The organism is Streptomyces europaeiscabiei (genome assembly GCF_036346855.1).
GTDB lineage: Bacteria > Actinomycetota > Actinomycetes > Streptomycetales > Streptomycetaceae > Streptomyces > Streptomyces europaeiscabiei.
Window position 1 is genome coordinate 6,302,645 of the sequence record NZ_CP107841.1, and the last position, 16,874, is coordinate 6,319,518.

General features: G+C 71.6%; 14 protein-coding genes. 3 read left to right on the forward strand and 11 right to left on the reverse strand.

Annotation, left to right across the window (positions count from 1 at the left end):
* The first annotated feature begins 13 nt into the window (after window positions 1–13).
* From OG858_RS27575 to OG858_RS27585, 3 genes are all read left to right on the forward strand, one after another.
* Complete coding sequence (locus OG858_RS27575; RefSeq protein WP_319321145.1) at window positions 14–1,393, forward strand: LolA family protein; 1,380 nt, start codon at window positions 14–16, stop codon at window positions 1,391–1,393.
* Window positions 1,394–1,463: 70 nt separating this feature from the next.
* Window positions 1,464–2,477: an ABC transporter ATP-binding protein gene (locus OG858_RS27580; protein WP_327724697.1), complete on the forward strand. Its 1,014-nt coding sequence runs from the start codon at window positions 1,464–1,466 to the stop codon at window positions 2,475–2,477.
* The gene (locus tag OG858_RS27585) at window positions 2,464–3,435 is read left to right on the forward strand and encodes an ABC transporter permease (RefSeq protein ID WP_327744814.1); all 972 of its coding nucleotides are present in this window, start codon (window positions 2,464–2,466) and stop codon (window positions 3,433–3,435) included. The genes OG858_RS27580 and OG858_RS27585 overlap by 14 nt, the downstream gene beginning before the upstream one ends.
* A gap of 6 nt (window positions 3,436–3,441) precedes the next feature.
* On the opposite strand, the gene OG858_RS27590 is transcribed toward OG858_RS27585, so the two are convergent.
* From OG858_RS27590 to OG858_RS27640, 11 genes are all read right to left on the reverse strand, one after another.
* Entirely contained in the window at window positions 3,442–4,038 is a 597-nt protein-coding gene (locus OG858_RS27590; RefSeq protein ID WP_328544319.1) for a flavodoxin family protein, read from the reverse strand.
* Window positions 4,039–4,191: 153 nt separating this feature from the next.
* Window positions 4,192–4,473, reverse strand: a complete 282-nt coding sequence (locus OG858_RS27595; RefSeq protein WP_328544318.1) for a DUF6406 domain-containing protein — start codon at window positions 4,471–4,473, stop codon at window positions 4,192–4,194.
* Window positions 4,470–6,002, reverse strand: a complete 1,533-nt coding sequence (locus OG858_RS27600; RefSeq protein WP_328544317.1) for a C2 family cysteine protease — start codon at window positions 6,000–6,002, stop codon at window positions 4,470–4,472. Before OG858_RS27600 ends, OG858_RS27595 begins: the two co-directional genes overlap by 4 nt.
* Before the next feature lie 329 nt (window positions 6,003–6,331).
* Window positions 6,332–9,127 (reverse strand): ATP-binding protein, encoded by a 2,796-nt coding sequence (locus OG858_RS27605; protein ID WP_328544316.1) that lies wholly within the window; start codon window positions 9,125–9,127, stop codon window positions 6,332–6,334.
* Entirely contained in the window at window positions 9,124–10,077 is a 954-nt protein-coding gene (locus OG858_RS27610; protein ID WP_086753660.1) for a hypothetical protein, read from the reverse strand. Before OG858_RS27610 ends, OG858_RS27605 begins: the two co-directional genes overlap by 4 nt.
* A gap of 102 nt (window positions 10,078–10,179) precedes the next feature.
* Window positions 10,180–10,731 carry an NUDIX domain-containing protein gene (locus OG858_RS27615; RefSeq protein ID WP_328544315.1) on the reverse strand — a complete coding sequence of 184 codons (552 nt, stop codon included), beginning with the start codon at window positions 10,729–10,731 and terminating at the stop codon, window positions 10,180–10,182.
* Window positions 10,728–12,347 carry an amidase gene (locus OG858_RS27620; protein WP_328544314.1) on the reverse strand — a complete coding sequence of 540 codons (1,620 nt, stop codon included), beginning with the start codon at window positions 12,345–12,347 and terminating at the stop codon, window positions 10,728–10,730. The genes OG858_RS27615 and OG858_RS27620 overlap by 4 nt, the downstream gene beginning before the upstream one ends.
* Before the next feature lie 162 nt (window positions 12,348–12,509).
* Entirely contained in the window at window positions 12,510–13,793 is a 1,284-nt protein-coding gene (locus OG858_RS27625; RefSeq protein ID WP_319321668.1) for a tetrahydrofolate dehydrogenase/cyclohydrolase catalytic domain-containing protein, read from the reverse strand.
* Between the two features lie 7 nt (window positions 13,794–13,800).
* On the reverse strand, window positions 13,801–14,259 hold the full coding sequence (locus OG858_RS27630; protein WP_319321671.1) for a hypothetical protein: 459 nt from the start codon (window positions 14,257–14,259) through the stop codon (window positions 13,801–13,803).
* Between the two features lie 218 nt (window positions 14,260–14,477).
* A complete protein-coding gene (locus OG858_RS27635) occupies window positions 14,478–14,891 on the reverse strand; it encodes a DUF4913 domain-containing protein (RefSeq protein WP_319268043.1) in 414 nt (137 codons plus the stop codon).
* 52 nt (window positions 14,892–14,943) lie between these two features.
* Window positions 14,944–16,695 carry a TraM recognition domain-containing protein gene (locus tag OG858_RS27640; protein WP_319066325.1) on the reverse strand — a complete coding sequence of 584 codons (1,752 nt, stop codon included), beginning with the start codon at window positions 16,693–16,695 and terminating at the stop codon, window positions 14,944–14,946.
* Window positions 16,696–16,874: the final 179 nt, after the last annotated feature.

The window sequence follows — 16,874 nt, forward strand, 5'->3', positions numbered from 1 at the left end:
AGGTAAGGCACACATGGCACCGTACGAAACCGACGACAGCGCCCGGTCCGGCGACGCCGCCGCGCTCGCGGCCGAGGCCGAGGAGACGCGTTCGGCACGACGACGCAAGGCCGCGCGGTACGTCGTCCCGGTCACCGTGCTGGGCGTGGCCGCGGCGACGATCGGGCTCGTTCCGGCCTTCGCCGGCTCCGGTGACCCCGATCTGCCGAAGATCAGCGCGCAGGAACTCATCGAGAAGATCGCCGCCTCGGACGTACAGCAGGTGTCCGGCACGGTGAAGATCACCACGGACCTGGGCCTGCCCGACCTGGGTGGTCTCGTGGGCGGCCTCGCCTCGCAGGGGCCCTCCGGGGGTGACGGTGGATCGGCCGCCGACCCCTCCGCCAAGCTCCTCGAACTCGCCACCGGCACCCACACGTTGCGGGTCGCCACCGACGGACCCGACAAGCAGAAGCTGTCGCTGCTGGACGACGCCGCCGAGTACAGCGTCATCCACAACGGCGACGACCTGTGGGCGTACGACAGCGCCTCGAACGAGGTGTACCACGCGACCGAGGCCGGCCCGGAGGGCAAGGGCAAGGGCAAGGGCGGCGATGCGGGCAAGGGCGCCCCGGACAGCGCCGGGGACGTGCCCGCCACGCCTCAGGAGCTGGCCGAGGAGGCCCTGAAGGCCGTCGACGACACCACGTCCGTGACCGTCGACGGGACCGCGCAGGTCGCCGGACGGGACGCCTACAAGCTGGTGATCAAGCCGAAGCAGTCCGGTTCGACGGTCGGGGCGATCTCGATCGCCGTCGACTCGAAGACGGGGCTGCCGCTGAAGTTCACGCTCACCCCGGCGAGCGGCGGCGCGGCCGTCGTGGACGCGGGCTTCACGAAGGTCGACTTCGGCAAGCCGAGCGCCTCGACGTTCGACTTCACCCCGCCGAAGGGCGCGAAGGTCACCGAGGCCGACGAGGCCGAGAAGTCGGGCGACCACGAGTCCGGGTTCGGTGACTCCGTGTTCGAGGAGTCCGGCAAGAACGGCGCGTCCAAGGACGGCAAGGACGCCAAGGGAACCGAGGGACGCAAGGGCCCCGAGGGTTCCGCGGGTTCCGAGGAGGAGTTCGCCAGCGGCCTCGACGGCCTGAAGACCATCGGCAAGGGCTGGAGCACCATCGCCGAGTTCGACAGCGGCGCCGAGGGCGGCATGCCCACCGGCGGCGACTCCTCCGGCGACGCCCGGGTCGACGGGTTCCTGAACTCCCTCGGCGACCAGGTCAAGGGCGAGTTCGGCTCGGGTACGGTCTTCAAGACCCGGCTGATCAACGTCCTCTTCACCGAGGACGGCAAGGTGTACGCGGGTGCCGTCACCAAGGACGCGCTGGTGAAGGCGGCCAACGCGGCGAAGTAGCGACGCCCGGCCGGTGGGCCGGGACGGCGACACCTCCGTCCCGGCCCACCGGCCGTACCCGAGGGGAGCCATGACCGACGCAGCCATCCACACCCAGGGGCTGACCAAGACCTTCCGCGGCGGCCAGGTGGCCGTGGACCACCTGGAACTGACGGTTCCCGGCGGCAGCGTCTTCGGCTTCCTCGGCCCGAACGGTTCGGGCAAGACCACCACCATCCGCATGCTGATGGGCCTGATCGAGCCGACCTCGGGCACGGCCCGGGTCCTCGGCCTGCCCATGCCGCGCTCCACCCGGACCGTCCTCCCGCACGTGGGCGCGCTCATCGAGGGGCCCGCCCTGTACGGGTTCCTCTCCGGCCGCGACAACCTGCTGCGCTACGACTCCGCCGACCCGACCGCCGACCCGCGCACCCGGCGTACGCGGGTCGCTGCCGCGCTCGACCGGGTGGGGCTCGCGGCAGCCGCCGGCAAGAAGGCGAAGGCGTACTCGCTGGGCATGAAGCAGCGGCTGGGCCTCGCCGCGGCGCTGCTCCAGCCGCGCCGCCTTCTCGTCCTCGACGAGCCGACCAACGGGCTCGATCCGCAGGGCATGCGGGAGATCCGGTCCCTGGTACGTGAGTTGGCGTCCGACGGCACCACCGTCTTCCTCTCCTCGCACCTGCTCGACGAGATCGAGCAGGTGTGCACCCATGCCGCCGTCATGGCCCACGGCCGACTCCTCATCCAGGGCCCGGTGGCCGAACTGGCCGCCGGCGCGCGCGGACGCCTCGTCGTCACCACTCCCGACACGGCGGACGCGGCCCGGGTGCTCAAGGAGCAGGGCGTCGGGGATGTGGTCGTGACGGAGGGGGACGGGGCCGCTGGGACTGGGACTGGGACGGGGACTGTGGGGGCTGGGGTCGATGGGGTCGGCGAGGGGGGCAGGGTGACGGCGGAACCGCCACCGCCCGACCGTGACCTCGCCGAACTGAACGCCGCACTGGTCACCGCGGGCGTCCGCGTCCGCGGCTTCGTCCTCGAGCGCGCCTCCCTGGAGGACGCGTTCGTGGCGCTCACGGGGGAGGGCTTCGATGTCGCGGGTTGATACGTCGGGGGAACGGGCGCCGGGGGCCGGCACGTCCGGTGGCGGAGTCACGCCGGAGGAAGCGGCGCCCGAAGCCGCCTCGCCGACCGTCGCCGCCCGTACGCCCAGCCTCCTGTGGACCTTCGGGCTGTTCCGCAGCGAGCTGGTCACGACCTTCCGGCGGTGGCGGACGATCGCGCTGCTGGGTGTGCTCGCGGCGGTGCCGGTCCTCGTCGGGATCGCGGTGCGGATCGAGACGGGTGGCGGGTCGGGCGGCGGACCGGGCGGTGGGGGCGGCGGTGGCGGCGGGCCCGCGTTCATCGCGCAGATCACCAACAACGGGCTGTTCCTGGTGTTCACGGCGCTCGCCGCGACGCTCCCCTTCTTCCTGCCGATGGCGGTCGGCGTGATCGCCGGGGACGCGATCGCGGGCGAGGCGAACGCGGGCACCCTGCGCTATCTGCTGGTCTCACCCGCCGGCCGGACCCGGCTGCTGCTCACCAAGTACGCGGCGACCATGACGTTCTGCCTGGTCGCGACCCTCGTCGTGGCAGCCTCCGCACTGGCGGTCGGAGCATTGCTGTTCCCTCTCGGGGATCTGACGACGATCTCCGGCACGCGGATCAGTTTCGCCGACGGCCTGCTGCGGGCGCTGCTGATCGCGCTGGCGGTGGCCGCGTCACTGATCGGGATCGCGGCCCTGGGCCTGTTCGTCTCCACCCTCACCAACAGCGGCATCGCCGCGATGGCCACCACGGTCGGACTGCTCATCACCGTGCAGATCCTCGACCAGATCCCCCAGCTCGACGCCCTCCATCCGTACTTCTTCTCCCACTACTGGCTCTCCTTCGCCGACCTCATGCGCGAGCCGGTCTACTGGGACGACCTCCAACGCAACCTCGGCCTCCAGGCCCTGTACGCGGCGGTGTTCGGTTCGGCGGCGTGGGCGAGGTTCACGGCGAAGGACATCACGGCCTGACGTCGCTCAGGCGGCAGCCGCGTCCGTGTCGTACGGGAAGCGCGCGAACGGCGGTTCCTCGGTGAGGAACGTCTTCGCGCGGGTCAGTGCCGCGGTGTCGCGGAGTACGTCACCGGGCTTGCTGCCGTTGCCCAGCAGGACTCCGCCGAACCGCATGCCCAGGTACGCGGCGGAGTTGTTGAGCATCCCGATGAGCGGCTCGGCGACCTCCTCCTCGTAGTGGGCGAGCGCGGTGACGCCCCAGAGGGTGCGGCCCGCCATCGTCCCCTTGAAGTCGACACCGGGGGTGCGCAGCCAGCCCGACCAGTGGTCGAGGTACCGCTTGACGTGGGCGGACACGGAATACCAGTACAGCGGCGACACGATCACGATGTCCGTGGCCGCGAGCGTGGCGTCCAGCAGCAACGCCCTGTTGTCGCCCTCCGGCCGCACATGGTCACTGTCATGACGCAGATCCTCGAAGTCCGGCAACGGATGCCGAGCCAGATCGATCCACACCTGTTCGACATCGTCCGGCAACTGCTCCGCGGCCGCCCGGGCCAACATCTCGGTGTTGCCGTCCGGCCGACTGCTACCGAGAACGAACAGGAAACGGCGGGTCATGGGTCCCCCTGGGTACGTGGCGTCGGCGTCCGTCCGTGCACGCGACGCATGGGTGCGCGGCACACGGCGAGTACATGCGTAGACAATATATGCATACGCATCTGAATGGCAGAGGCCCTGCGGACGCCTTGTCGTGCCGTACGGCGACCTCCCTCAACCCTCGGTCGTCGTGGGATCGTCCTTGCGCAGCACGACTCGCCAGTTGCCGCCGGTGCCCAGGCCGTCCACCCGGTCGAGGATCCAGGTCTCGTCCCGGACCGGGAAGGTGTCACCGATACCCAGTTCGAATTCGTGTTCCTCTTCGGCGGCGACGACGAGGAAGACCGTGACGGGTTGGTCGTCGGGGGCGTATACGTGGATCACGGCGAAGCGGGCTTTCTCGGAACGCTCGGGTACGCCGTGGCGAAGCGTGATTTCGCTGATCAATGCGGTCACTCCAGTGTCGTGTAGCGATTCTTGACGTGCTCTCTGAGTTCTTTGACCGTCAGAGGCTTGGGGTTGTTGAAGTTGTATGGGTTGCGCAGGTGTATCAACCCGCGCTCATCCACTTTGGTCACCTCGTACGCATGGCCTCCTATCAGACCCTTGGGGAGGCGTTTCGTCTTCTCGTCGACACTCACCGTGCCTACCAGTACAGGGCAGCGGTCCGAGAGCTTCTCCCGGAATATGCTCAGCAGCTGGCTGTCCGGACTGCGTCCTTGCGTGTCGTACCGACTCGGGAAGTCATCGGAGTATGCGTGTGCACCGGTGAGTTGCGTCAGTAACTCCGCACGCTGGCGGGGGAAGGTTCCCAGATCGAGCCGGTCGTATCCCGAGACCCCCTTGGATCGGTTCTCGTCCCAGGTCTGGTCCACTCCGGCAAGCGCCTTTTCCAGAATCGGTGCCCACGCGGTCTCGCTGGCGCCCCCGGAGCCGTACAAGGGTTGTTCCGGATTCAGTCTGCTTACGGGTAGTTCGGGAGTCACCGTGAGGACGGCGACTTCCCCTGTCGCATCGAAATGGTGCCAGTCTCCGTCAAAGGAGCGCTTTGTCTGGTGGAGCGTGACTTCATAGGTGCCGTCATCATTTTCCCGTATCAGTTCGGAGATCACCTCCGGGCGGTGCGCGGCCACGGCGCCCATCGTGGCGATAACTCCACAGTCGTTCAGTCTGCCCTGTTCGGTCTGTTCACGGGTGGGTGGGCCGTCGAAGAGGGGAATGCGCCTACCGTCGGGACCGTCTAGAGGGGTACCGTAATAGCACAGATCAATGCCTTCGTCCGGCAATTCGAACCGTTCGAAATTCGGTTGGTCGATCGTTGCGTGGACAGGGGCGGGCTGCTCGACGGTCGATTCACCTCGACTGCCCAGCGCTTCACGCAATTGCCCGAAGAAACCACCCTCCGGCGCTTGGCCAGAGTCCTCCGCCTTGAACGGATCCGGAACTTCCGGGGCGTCCTGCACCCGCTCCATGTCGGTGACGGCAGTTGATGCTTCCGGCCTCCGGCCATCGGCGGTTCCTGCTTCGAAGGTGCCGTCGTCGGCCAACGGCTCTTCCAACACCGGATCGTCGGCGGGGTGAGGCTCAGGAGCCTCATGTGCCGCCGAGACCTCGAAGAGCGTCGGGGGATCGGAGGCTCCCCGGGGCTCCGGGGACCTGAAGGGGGCCGGAGCCCCGTCCGTTTCCGCAGGCTCCTCCGGATTCGGCGCATCCCCGGGAGCGGGGGCTTCCAGCGCGTCCGGAGTGGCGAGCTGTCTCAGGTTTTCCGGAGCCTCGATCGGGTCCGGTGCGTCTGTGGAGCCCACCGGGGCAGGCGCGTCCACGTCCTCCGCAGGCGGCTCGTGTTCCGCGGGCTTTTCGGGCTCCGCCGCCTCCATGGGCCGGGCGGGCGCCTCGTGCTCGGTCGGCTGCATGGCTTCGGTGGGCTCTGCTGACTCCGTGGGCTCCGTCAGCGCAGTGGGTTCCGTCGGCTCGATCGGTTCCATCGGCGCAGAGGTGTCCCAGGCCTCGGCAGGGGCAAGGGCCTCCATAGGGGGCGGCGCGTCCGCGTCGGCCGAGGTCAGCGCCTCCGCCGGTTGTGGTGGCTCCAGTGGTTCTGGGGCTTCGGCCGGTTGTGGTGGCTCCAGTGGTTCTGGGGCTTCGGCCGGTTGTGGTGGCTCCAGCGGTTCGGGGGCTTCCGGCGGTTCTGGTGCCTCCGACGGTTCCGGGGCTTCCGTTGCGTCCGGGGCCTCTGTCGGTTCCCCTGTCGGGTCCGGCGCTTCCGTCGGGGGCGGGGTTGTCTCCGGGGGTGGTGGCTGTTCTGTGGGGCGGTCGGTCATGAGGATGGCCCGGGGTTGGTGTGGGTGCGGTAGAGGCGGACCCACGCGAGGGTCTTGCGTTGCCAGGCGGCGCGGGCCAGGTGGATGAAGACGCAGGCTCGGTAGTCGCGCAGGGCGTCCGGAGCGGGGTCCCGGAGGGGGACCGTGTCCGCCAGCTCGGCGACCCACTCCGCCGTGCCGCTCCACCAGGCCGACTGCTCAGGCTTGGACTTGGGGTACCGGGCGACCCGCTCCTTGAGATCCTTCGCGTGCTCGGGCCAGACCGCGGTACTCGCGCGGGAGCGGAACGCACAGCGGTGGGCACAGCCGTCGCAGTCGGGAAAGGGGGACAGAGCGTCGGACACCGGCGTCACCTCCGCCGCGAAATCGCGAAAGCGGGAGGCCAGTTGAGGGGAGGTGGCCAAGGGGGCCCGGTCCACGCCCGCCTCCCGGGCCGCCGCCGCGCGGACGTCGGGCACCGTGATCAGAGCCGGGCGGTCGAGGCGGTCGTGGTGGGCGAAGGCGTGGAAGGGCTCCAGGGTGGCCGCGTAGCGCTCCTGGTCCGGGGAGAAGCGCATGGTGCCGCCGATCAGCTCACGATCGGCGGCGGCGGGCAGCCGGTGCATGACCTTGAGGTTGGTGTTCTTGTACGCGTCCTCGACGAGCTTGCCGGGAACCTGCTCGACGATGACGACACCCTCGCCGTACTTGCGGTTCTCGGCGAGGGTGTTGGCGAAGGCCTGAGCCGCCCGGGCCTGGGCGTTGCCCTCCTTCGCGTCACCGGACTGGGCGACCGGCCGGCCGAGCAGGCGGTGTGCCTCCTCGATCACGGTGACGTGGGAGAGCGAGCCGCCCGGGCGGTTCGCCTTGTAGTGCTCGGTCATCGTCTGGAGGATCAGGGCGGTCACGAGCGACTGTTCCTTCTCGTTGTCGCCGATCGCCGCCAGTTCCAGGACCAGCGGGCGGCGCAGCAGTTCCGCCACCGGGTATGAACGCGTCACGTCCAGCGTGCTGCCGCAGGCGCCCTCGGCCAGCGACTCGGCCCGCAGCCGGGACGCGGCCACGATGTTGTCCCGCACCTCGCCGGAGTAGTCCAGCCGCTCGCACTCCCGGCGCATCTCGGCGATGAAATCACGCAGCGTGGGCCACTCGTGGTCGGGGCCCGCGATGTCCGTCGGCACTACGCCCTTGCGCGCATATGTGGCCCGCAGCGCCCGGTTGTAGATGTTCGGCAGCGGGTCCCACAGGCCGAACGCCGCGTCGAAGCAGGCCAGCAGCCCGGCCACATGGGTGCTGATGCGCACCCCGGCCGGAACCTCGAAGGGGTTCAGGCGCAGTGGAGCCGTGGTCTCGTCGCCCACGGTGAGCACCACGAGGTCCTCGAACCCGGGCCGGGTGGCCAGCCAGCGGTAGTCGTCCAGCTCGGAGTTGACCGGCTCGATGACGAGGAACGGTACCCGGTGGTCGCGCCACAACTGCTCGCAGAACGCCAGCGTCGTGTTCGTCTTGCCCGAACCGGTGGTCCCGACGAACAGGGCGTGCCGGGTGAGATCGTCCAGCCCGATGCCCAGAGGTCCGGCCGGGCTGTCGTGGACGAGCTGGCGGCCCAAGGAGATCGCGGGACCGTCCGCGCGGTACGCGGTCTCGCCCGCCAACCCGGGACGCCGAACCGGGAAACCGGTCATGTGGCCGTTCACCGCCAGTGGCAGCCGGAACGCCGCCCCCGCCTCGCGGGCGTCCACCAGTTCCGCGACCAGCCGCAGCTGTGGCGAGAGCGGCTCGGGCAGCCGCCAGCAGTGGTCGCCGCCCCAGCGTCCGTGTTCCAGGGTGGTCAACCCCTGCCAGGCGGCAGGAAGTTCACCGGGGCCGGGCCAGGCCACGCTGTGCGCCGGACCGCTGAACGTCTCCGTCAGCACTCCCTCCTCACGTGCCCGTTCCTGCGGGGACAACGTCGCTCCGGCCAGCTCGGCCAGCGACTCGGGCAGCCTCGCGGGCGAGGCCAGGGCGATCCGGATGCGGAAGGCGCGGCCGGTGTAGCGGCGCGCGGCGTCGGCGTACACCCGGGAGGCGTCCACCGCGAAGGCGTCCGGGGCGAGCTGGGCGCCCGGCGACCACAGGCCGTCCGGCACCTGGCCCGGGGTGCCGAGCCGGCCGTACTGCGTGGCGACGCGGTGCAGCAGCGGTCCGAGGTCGTCCGGTACGACGTACGGCTCCAGGCCGATCGTCAGCATCACCGGGTACGGGTGCTCGGCCAGCGCTCGCCACAGCGCGTCCCACGGCGGCGCCGACGCGGTGAACGGCTGGGGCGACAGGTAGTACCGCACTCCCGCGTCGGGACGGTTGGGCACCCCGGTGCGGTACCGCTTGCGGATCTCGGCCACACCCGCGACGGGCTCGGGCGTGAACGGGGTCAGCAGCCGTGCCACCTCGGCCGGGTCCTCGACCGGGGTCGCGTGCACATGACGGGGCAGCGCGGCCAGCCGGGCGCGCAGCACGAGCGCGGCCGCCTCCGCCCGGTCGGGTGTGGTCGCCGAGACGCGGCCGAGCAGGGCGCAGGTGATGCCTCGCTCCGCCGGATCGCTGAGGTAGCGCAGCTCGACGCGCTCACCGTGTGCCGTGCCCCACTGGCCGGTCAGCCAGGCAGTCTCGGCGGCGACCGCCTTGATCCGGCGGTCGTCCTCCGCGAGATCCGCGTACTCCCGGGTCTCGGTGAGATCGGCCGCGGCGTTGACGCGTACCGCCGTCCAGGCCCAGACGGTCGTCCCGTCGGACACGGTCAGCACGCCGGTCGCCGCCCGGTCGGTGGCGCTCAACTCCCGTTCCAGCGCTGCCCGTTCGGGTCCAGCGGGGCGTGCGGGGCGACGGGCGGTGCCGGCGGTGCCGTGGGTATGTGACCCGTCGGACCCGCCGGCGGATACCCGGGCGTGGGCTGCGCCGACGCCGGGTACACCGGCGGGGCAGGAGGCCCGGGCGGGGCTGCCGGGACCGGGGCCGACTGGACCGGGGGCTCCTGGCCGAAGGTCGAGGCCAGGGGCACCTCGATGCCCTGGATCGCGATCTCCACACCTTCACGGGCGGCCGAGTGCACCGCTTCCCGCATGGCGCGCGGTCGGTCGGTGCGCAGCATCTGGTTGAGGCTGCCCGTGCGGTTCAGCATCGAGCCGACGACATCCTTCACGAAGTGCCCGATCACCACGGCGCCGGAGCGGCTGCGCCACATCGTCCAGCCGACGTAGAGGCTGGTGCCGTAGGCGAAGACGGTCACGTAGGCCACGTACCGGCCGCTGGTGACGACCAGTCGGTTGTGCACGACCTCCGGCGCGATGTCGCTGCGGATCCGGGCGGGAACGGCGCTGACGGGGATCCGGCGGCTGGTCAACGCGCCGTAGATCGTCGCGTACGCGGAGGAGGAGGCCGCGGCCTTGTCCTCCAGGAGCGTCTTCCACTCCGAGATCGGCTCGTTCTGCCGGACCAGCAGGAAGACCAGCCAGAAGGCGATGATCGACAAGATCAGGCCGGGGCTGACGGCGTCGACGTCGCCGGCCAGGAGGGCCGGCAGCAGGCCGAGGACGAAGAAGACCAGGAAGGACGCCACGGCCGCCTGGAACCACAGCTGTCTGACGGTCCTGAACTCCACGGACTCGTCGAAGCTCAGCTCGACGTCCCGGTACTGCAGTGTCTGATTGCGGTACGCCACGTTCGGGCCCACCGCGCCGGAGGCGGCCCAGTCGACGGGGCTTCCTCTCCCTGTCGTGTCCATCATCCCCGTTCCCCGTGCCACGTTCTCCGCGCGCACGTTCCCCGTACACAAGTAGCCCGTAATCCCTGGCGATTGATCACCCTAGACCAGGGGTCTGACACCCGGTCACCGACCCGGTACGGATGTCCCGGCGGAGCTGTCCAGCAGCAGGGCCATGACGCCGACGAGGGTGGCGCTGCTGACGATCTCCCGGCGGCTGATCAGGCCGGGCACGTCGGTCAGGGGGATCCACTCCAGGCGGTCCGACTCGTTCTGTTCCGTGGGCTCGCCGATACGCCGGGCGTCGTCCGTGCGGAACACGAAGTGCTGGGTGTCGGTGATCCCGGCCGCAGGCTGGGCGTAGAGCAGTTCCCGCAGCGACCCCGGCCGCCACCCCGTCTCCTCCTCCAGCTCCCGCGCCGCCGCCTCCTCCGGCCGCTCCCCGTCCTCGACCAGACCCATGGGCAGCTCCCAGGCCCAGGTGTCCGTGACGAAGCGGTGGCGCCACATCATCAGGACCCGTCGGCGGTCGTCCACGGCCGCGGTGACGGCGAGGTCCCGCAGCCGGACCACGTGGTACTCGCCACGGGTGCCGTCGGGCCGCTCGACGTCCAGTGAGTGCAGCCGGACCCATGGGGTGTCGTGGAGGGTGCGTTCGCCGTGGACGGTCCATCTCATGCCGGGGTCTCCGTTTCTGGGGCGGGATACTTCCGGACGGTTTCGGCGGCCTCCGCCACACGCAGCAACAGGGCCTCGTCGCCGTGCCGCGCCACCAGCTGCAGACCGACCGGGCAGCCGTCGGAGTCGAAGCCGGCCGGGATGCTCATGGCGGGATGCCCGCTGAGGTTGAACGCCCAGGTCAGAGCCGTGGAGTAGCGGTCACCTGGGCCGTCGTGACCGTGGGGCGCGTTGGGTGTGGAGGGGGTGAGAATCAGGTCCACCCCGGCGAAGACGGCGGCGAGCCGCCGGTCGTTCTCGGCGCGGAGTTCCTGAGCGGCCCGGAGGGGGGCCGGGTGGACCCCGGGTGCCGGGCGGGCGTCGGGGGTCGGTGCGGCGCGGAGGGCGAGCCAGGCCGGCGCGGGGTCCTCCAGGCGGAGCGGATGCGGATGCGGAAGCGGATGCGGCGCGGGCGGACCCGGCTGCGCGTCGGGCGGGCTCGCCGCCTGCGAGGGAGGGGTGCCCCGGTGGACGGGCGGGTGCGCCTGGCGCACCGGCGGCCGCACGAGCCCTGTAAGCCCTGTAAGCCCCGTAAGCCGTACGAGACCGGCGTCCATGAGGCGGAGTGCGGCGCCGTGGGCGATCGCGGCGGGCTCGGGGTCCGTGTCGGCGAAGCCGAGGTCGGCCGACCAGACGGCGACGGGGGGAGACACACCGTCGGCCGCTTGTGTCACTTCAGCCGCCCCAACTGCTCGCGTCGTGCCTGCCGTCCCCGCCTTCCCTGCCGAGCACGGCTGCTCCGCTGCGTACGGCTGCTCCGACCCGTCGTGCTTCGTGCCGCCGCCTCCCCTGTCTCCTGAGCTCTGCGCGTCTCCCGCCTCCGTCACACAGCGCCAGTACGCTGCCGCGTCCGACGCGTAGCGGGTGAGGACACCGGCCGCCGCGAGGCCGGTGCGGTCGGGGGAGGGCAGGCGTCCGTTCGTGGTCTTCAGGCCGACGACGCCGCACCAGGCGGCCGGGATCCGTACCGACCCGGCACCGTCCGTGCCGGTCGCCATCGGCACCAGACCTGCGGCGACCGCCGCCGCGGACCCGGCGGAGGAGCCGCCCGGTGTCCGGTCGGCCCGCCAGGGGTTGACGGTGCGGCCGCCGGCCCCGAGGCCCCAGGTCTGCCAGGGGGTGCCGGGGCCGGGCACGGAGGTCGCCCCCACGGGGACGCACCCGGCCGCGACCAGCGCTCGCGCCGCCGCCGCCCGCAGCCCGGCCCGCCCCTTCACTCCGATCGGCACCCCGGCCAACGGCAGCCGTACGCCTGCGGCGACCTGCGCGTCGACCTCCGCCGCCCGCCGCAACGCCTCCTCCGCCCACACCTCGACGAACGCGTGGAGCGTGGGCTCGGCCTGCTCGATCCTGGCGAGGGCCGCCGCGACGACGTCGACGGCCGTCGTCTCACCCGCTTGGACGGCTGCGGCGATCTGCTCGGCCGAGAGGCGCGGCAGACCGCCAGGTGGATGGAAGGCGGGAGGAAGGGAGCCGGGGGTGAGGAGGCAGGGCGGCGGAGAGCCGGGAGGGAGGGGAGCGGGAGAGGGGCACTCGGGTGACGGGGTGTCGGGCGGTGGTGAGGCGTGCGGCTGCATGGCTTTCTTGGGGTCGGCGGGCCTATTCGGCCTATTCGGATCATCCGACCCATGTGACCCATCCGACCCATGTGACTCATGTGACTCATGGGACTTATGGGGTGTGTCGAACTTCTCGGGCTTGTCGGACTTCCAGGAAGGCTCGGACTTCTCCACGGTGCGTCAGCGGCCCGGTCCGCCCGGCGTGGGCGGTTTCGGCGGGTAGGGGATCTGTGCGCGGGCCGGTGCGGACGGCCCGGCAGTGGGCCCGGCCGCAGTGGGACCGACCCCGCCGGCCCCGCTGCCACCGCCGCCGGTACGGCGCCGGGCGGCGTCCGCGACCGGATTGCCGGAGGCAGGGGTGTGCTGCCCTGCCGCCGTCCGGCCGGTCGTGGGCTGCTGTCCCGCCCCTCCCGGGCCGGTTGTGGACCGCTGCCCGGCAGCTCCCCGAAGACTCGTCGGCCCTCGCCCGGGCTCTGACCCCTGCCCTCGCCCGGGCCCCTGCCGCTCGTCGGCTGTCGACGTCGGTGCCGCCGTCCGGGCCGCCGCCATCGGCGCTCGTGTCGTCTCCGGGGACGGCTGGGTCAGTTGCTCCCTGGTCAGGTAGGGGCGGGGCTCGACCTTCCAGGAAGGGGCGTCGGGGTCCACCTCGCGGCGGACGACGCGTTCCATGAGCGTGGCCATCTCGACCGGGCCGATGCCGCCGGGGACGGGGGTGAGGTGCTGTGGGATGTCATAGGCCGCCCGCTGGACGTCACCTTTCACGGTGCCGTCCGCCTGCGGTACGAACCCGGAGTCGACGACGAGCCGGTGATGGGGACGGAGATGGTCGGGGCCGAGGATGCCGGGGTTGCCGGTGACGGAGACGACGATGTCGGCGTCGCGTACCCGCCGGAGGTCGTCTCCGGCGTCGAGTTCCATGAGCCGATGGCCCTGTTCGCGCAGGGTTGTGACGACGCCCTGCCCGACGAACCCCTTGCCGCCCACGACCGCGATCAGCGGGTCGTCCTGGGCGAACGGTTCCACGACCCGGCAGATGCCCTCGGCCGTGGCGCACGCGGTGTACGGGGAGCGGCCCTTGGTGAGCGCGTCGATGTCCTTGGCGGGGTCCATCCGCTGTACGAGTGGCTGGAGATGGGCCGGCGGCGGGAACTGCACGATGATCGCCCGGGTCGCGGGGTCCCGGTTGGCGCGCTCCAGTGCTTCGGCGAACTGTGCACGCGTGGTGCCCGGCGGCATCACCACATGGTCCGCCCGGAAGCCCAGGTGCTCGAAGCTCTTCACCTTCTGCTCGGCGGAGACCTTCGACGCCTCCAGTTTCACCTTCCACTCCGCCGGATCGTTCTCCGCGGGCCGGAAGCGGATGATCGCCACCCGCTGTCCCGTCGGGGCCACGGCGTCCCGGTAGGGGGCGTACAACTCCTTGGCCCGGCGCAGTACGTCACGCCCCGACACATGCTCGGTCATCCGCGGCTCACCCCCGTGTCGCTTCGTGGTCGATCCGGGCGAGCACCCGGCCGACCGGTTCGAGCTCGCGGCCGAGGAGTTCCTCCACGTCCCGGGCGGTGAACGTCCGGTCGCCCGACAGGTCGTCGGTGTGCCCGTCCGGGCCCGGCGTGAGGGTGATCAGGGTGAAGGACTCCGGTCCGGTCGGGTCGTGGTACGAGAACGCGCCGAAGTGGGCGATCCACAGGACCTCGGCGGGCTCCGTGCCGAACGCCCGGCGCAGGGCGGGCAGTACGGCGTCGGCGACGCTGCCGAAGTCGTCGGTGATGCCCCGGTCGTCGGGGTTGCTCGCCAGCTCGGACACGACCGCGACCGCCCGCCCGGTGACGGTCGAGTGCACCGCCCGCACCAGGGTGTGCGCCCGGCCCGCCCGGCGGTGGCGCCAGTCGACGACGTCCTCGAAGTACCGGAGGGTCGAGTTGTCCATGGTTGTCTCTCTCCTGTCGGCCGCGGACGACGACTTTTCGATCCGTTTCCGCTGGTGGCCGCCTTGTGATCGGCTGCGCGTCGGTCAAGGGTAGGGGGCCACCCGGCCGGGGCTCCGTCCGCCGACGTACCCGTCGGCTCAGGTCCCCGTCGGCTCAGGTCCCCGTCGGCTCAGGTCCCCGTCGGCCCACGTACCCGTCGGCCCACGTACCCGTCGGCTCAGGTCCCCGCCCCGTACGGCTCCACGGCCGGCGGTTGCTTCGCGCGGTGGGCGCCCGCCTTGCAGCCCGCGAACGGGCCGGCGGGGGAGCGGAGTTCGGCCAGGACGGGGCCGAGGTGGTCGCGGTGCCACACCGCCGGGCCCGACGTGCCAGCCGTGGGGTCGGTGAGTTCCTGCCAGGCCAGCCACAGGGCGTGCAGACGCGCCACCGCCTCCAGGTGCTCCCACCAGCGCGGGCACCAGGGCTGCTGCGAGGTGACCTCGCGGCCGTAGACCGGCAGGAGCAGGTCCCCGACCCACACGGCCAGAGCGTGCATCTCCTCGGCGTACTCGGCGCCGTCGAGGTAGAGGATGAACGGCGGGGCGGCGGGGAGCGGCTGTGCCGGGCCGTGCTGTTCGAAGATGGTGGTCATCGGGTGCTCTCTTCGTAGGGCCTCTCCATCACCTGCGGGGACACGCGCGGCCTCATCGGACGATCCCCTCCGCCGCCCTCGCCGTGATGGCCTTGACCTCGGCACGGGCGGCGAGGGCGATGCGGTCGGCGCCGGGTTCGGCGTACCAGGGGCGCAGGCGGACCAGGGCGGGCCTGACGCCGGTGGCGAGGAGGAGGGCGGTGCCCTTGGGGAGGGCGCGGATGCGGTCGGCGGGGAGGATGCGTTCGAGGCGGTACGAGGTGGAGCGGGAACGCCCGTCCCTGCCGCGGGAGTAGCTCACCGTCGACACGTCGTGCTCGCCGACCAGTCGTGAGACCTTCTCGACGAAGTCCGCGTCGTCGAGGCCCGCGCCGAGCAGCTTGATGGTGGCGGCGCTCCACAGCGCGTCCATCCCGGCCTCGCCCCACACCCGCGTGCCCTGGCGGTAACTCTGCAGCAGGGTCACGACGTTGATGCCGCGCGAGCCGAAGTGGGAGTAGAGGTCGGGCAGGTCGGAGATTCGGCAGACGTTGGCCGCCTCGTCCAGCACGGCCGTCATCGGCGGGTCCAGGCGCCCGCCCGTCCGCTCGGCCGCCACGACTCCGGCGCGCAGAACGGAGTCCGCGCACGCGGCGATGACACCGGCCGCCGAGCCGCCGCCGTCCTTGGAGAGCAGATAGAGCGTGTCGGACGACAGCGCGTGCCGCTCGGGCAGGAACTGCGGCAGGTCAGGGTCCCGGCTCACCCAGGCCGCGATCGCCGGATCGAGCAGGCACGCCACGCACTGGCGGGCCGTCTCGTAGATGCCGTCCCGGGTCTCGACCGCGCCCTGGACGGTGCCCTGGAGCTGGTCGGCGAGGGCCGCCATGCCCGCGTCGCGGAGCAGGTCGACCGGCGTACGGTCGGCCGGGTCCGCCAGCCAGGCCAGCACCTCGTCCACCTGCCGCTCGCCCCGGTTGGCCGCGTGGAACAGGGCGGTGAGCGTGTTCTGGGCCGCCGAGATCCAGAAGTCGCGCTTCGACGCGTCGTCGTTGACCGCACCGACGAAGTGGCCGGCGAGGCGGCGGGCGCCCTCGATGGTGGCCGCGTCGGCGAGCATGTCCCACCACAGGCCGCGCGCCGTGTGCGCGATGCCCTGCGGGTCGAACGTCCAGACGGTGCCCGCCCGTTCGCGCTCCGCGCGGGTCACGCTGTACACGTCCGCCTTGTTCGAGGTCAGCAGCACACTCCCGCGGGCCCGCAGGACTCGCGGGACGGCGATGCCGGTGGACTTGCCGGCCCGCGGTGCCATCAGGTCCAGCTCCACGTCCTCGTAGCTGCTGCGGAGTTCGGGGCCGCCGGGTTCCAGGTCGCCGAGGAGGTTGCCCGTGTCGTCCGGCGAGAGCCTGCCCGACTTCGCCAGGGACGGGCGGAGTCGGCGGGCCCTGGCGGTGGCGCCCTTCGGGAGGAGGCCGGAGAGTTCGCGGCGGCCGGCCAGACCGGTGGGCCTGCGGCCCCGGCGGCGGATGAGTACGACGGGGGTGACGAGCAGGGTGAGGGTGGCGCCGAAGACCGTGCCCGTGCCGGTGGCGACCGCGCCGGGTGACGTCGTCGGCCAGACGGCTGTCGGGCCGTCCGTGACGAGGGTCTTCATCGTGGCCAGGGTGAAGGGGGGTGGGTCCCAGCCGGCGCCGGTGAGGGCTGCGGCCAGGGTGCCGCCGAGCCAGGCGCCGAGGAAGAGGGTGCCGATGAGCAGGGCGGCGCCGGGGATGATCCAGGGCAGCAGGTCGTCGCCGGTGGTGTGCTGTTGCTTGCGTGCGGCCATTCGATGTCCCCCGTCAGCTGATGGATGTTTTCTCGCCCCCGCCGCCCCTGCCCGTCCCATCCCCCAAGGGCGGTGCCCCTTCGACCCCCTTGGACGGCGCCTCATGGTTCGGGGGTGCGGGTGCGTCGGCGGGTGCGGGTGGTGTGTGGTTGCTCGCGCAGTTCCCCGCGCCCCTCGAA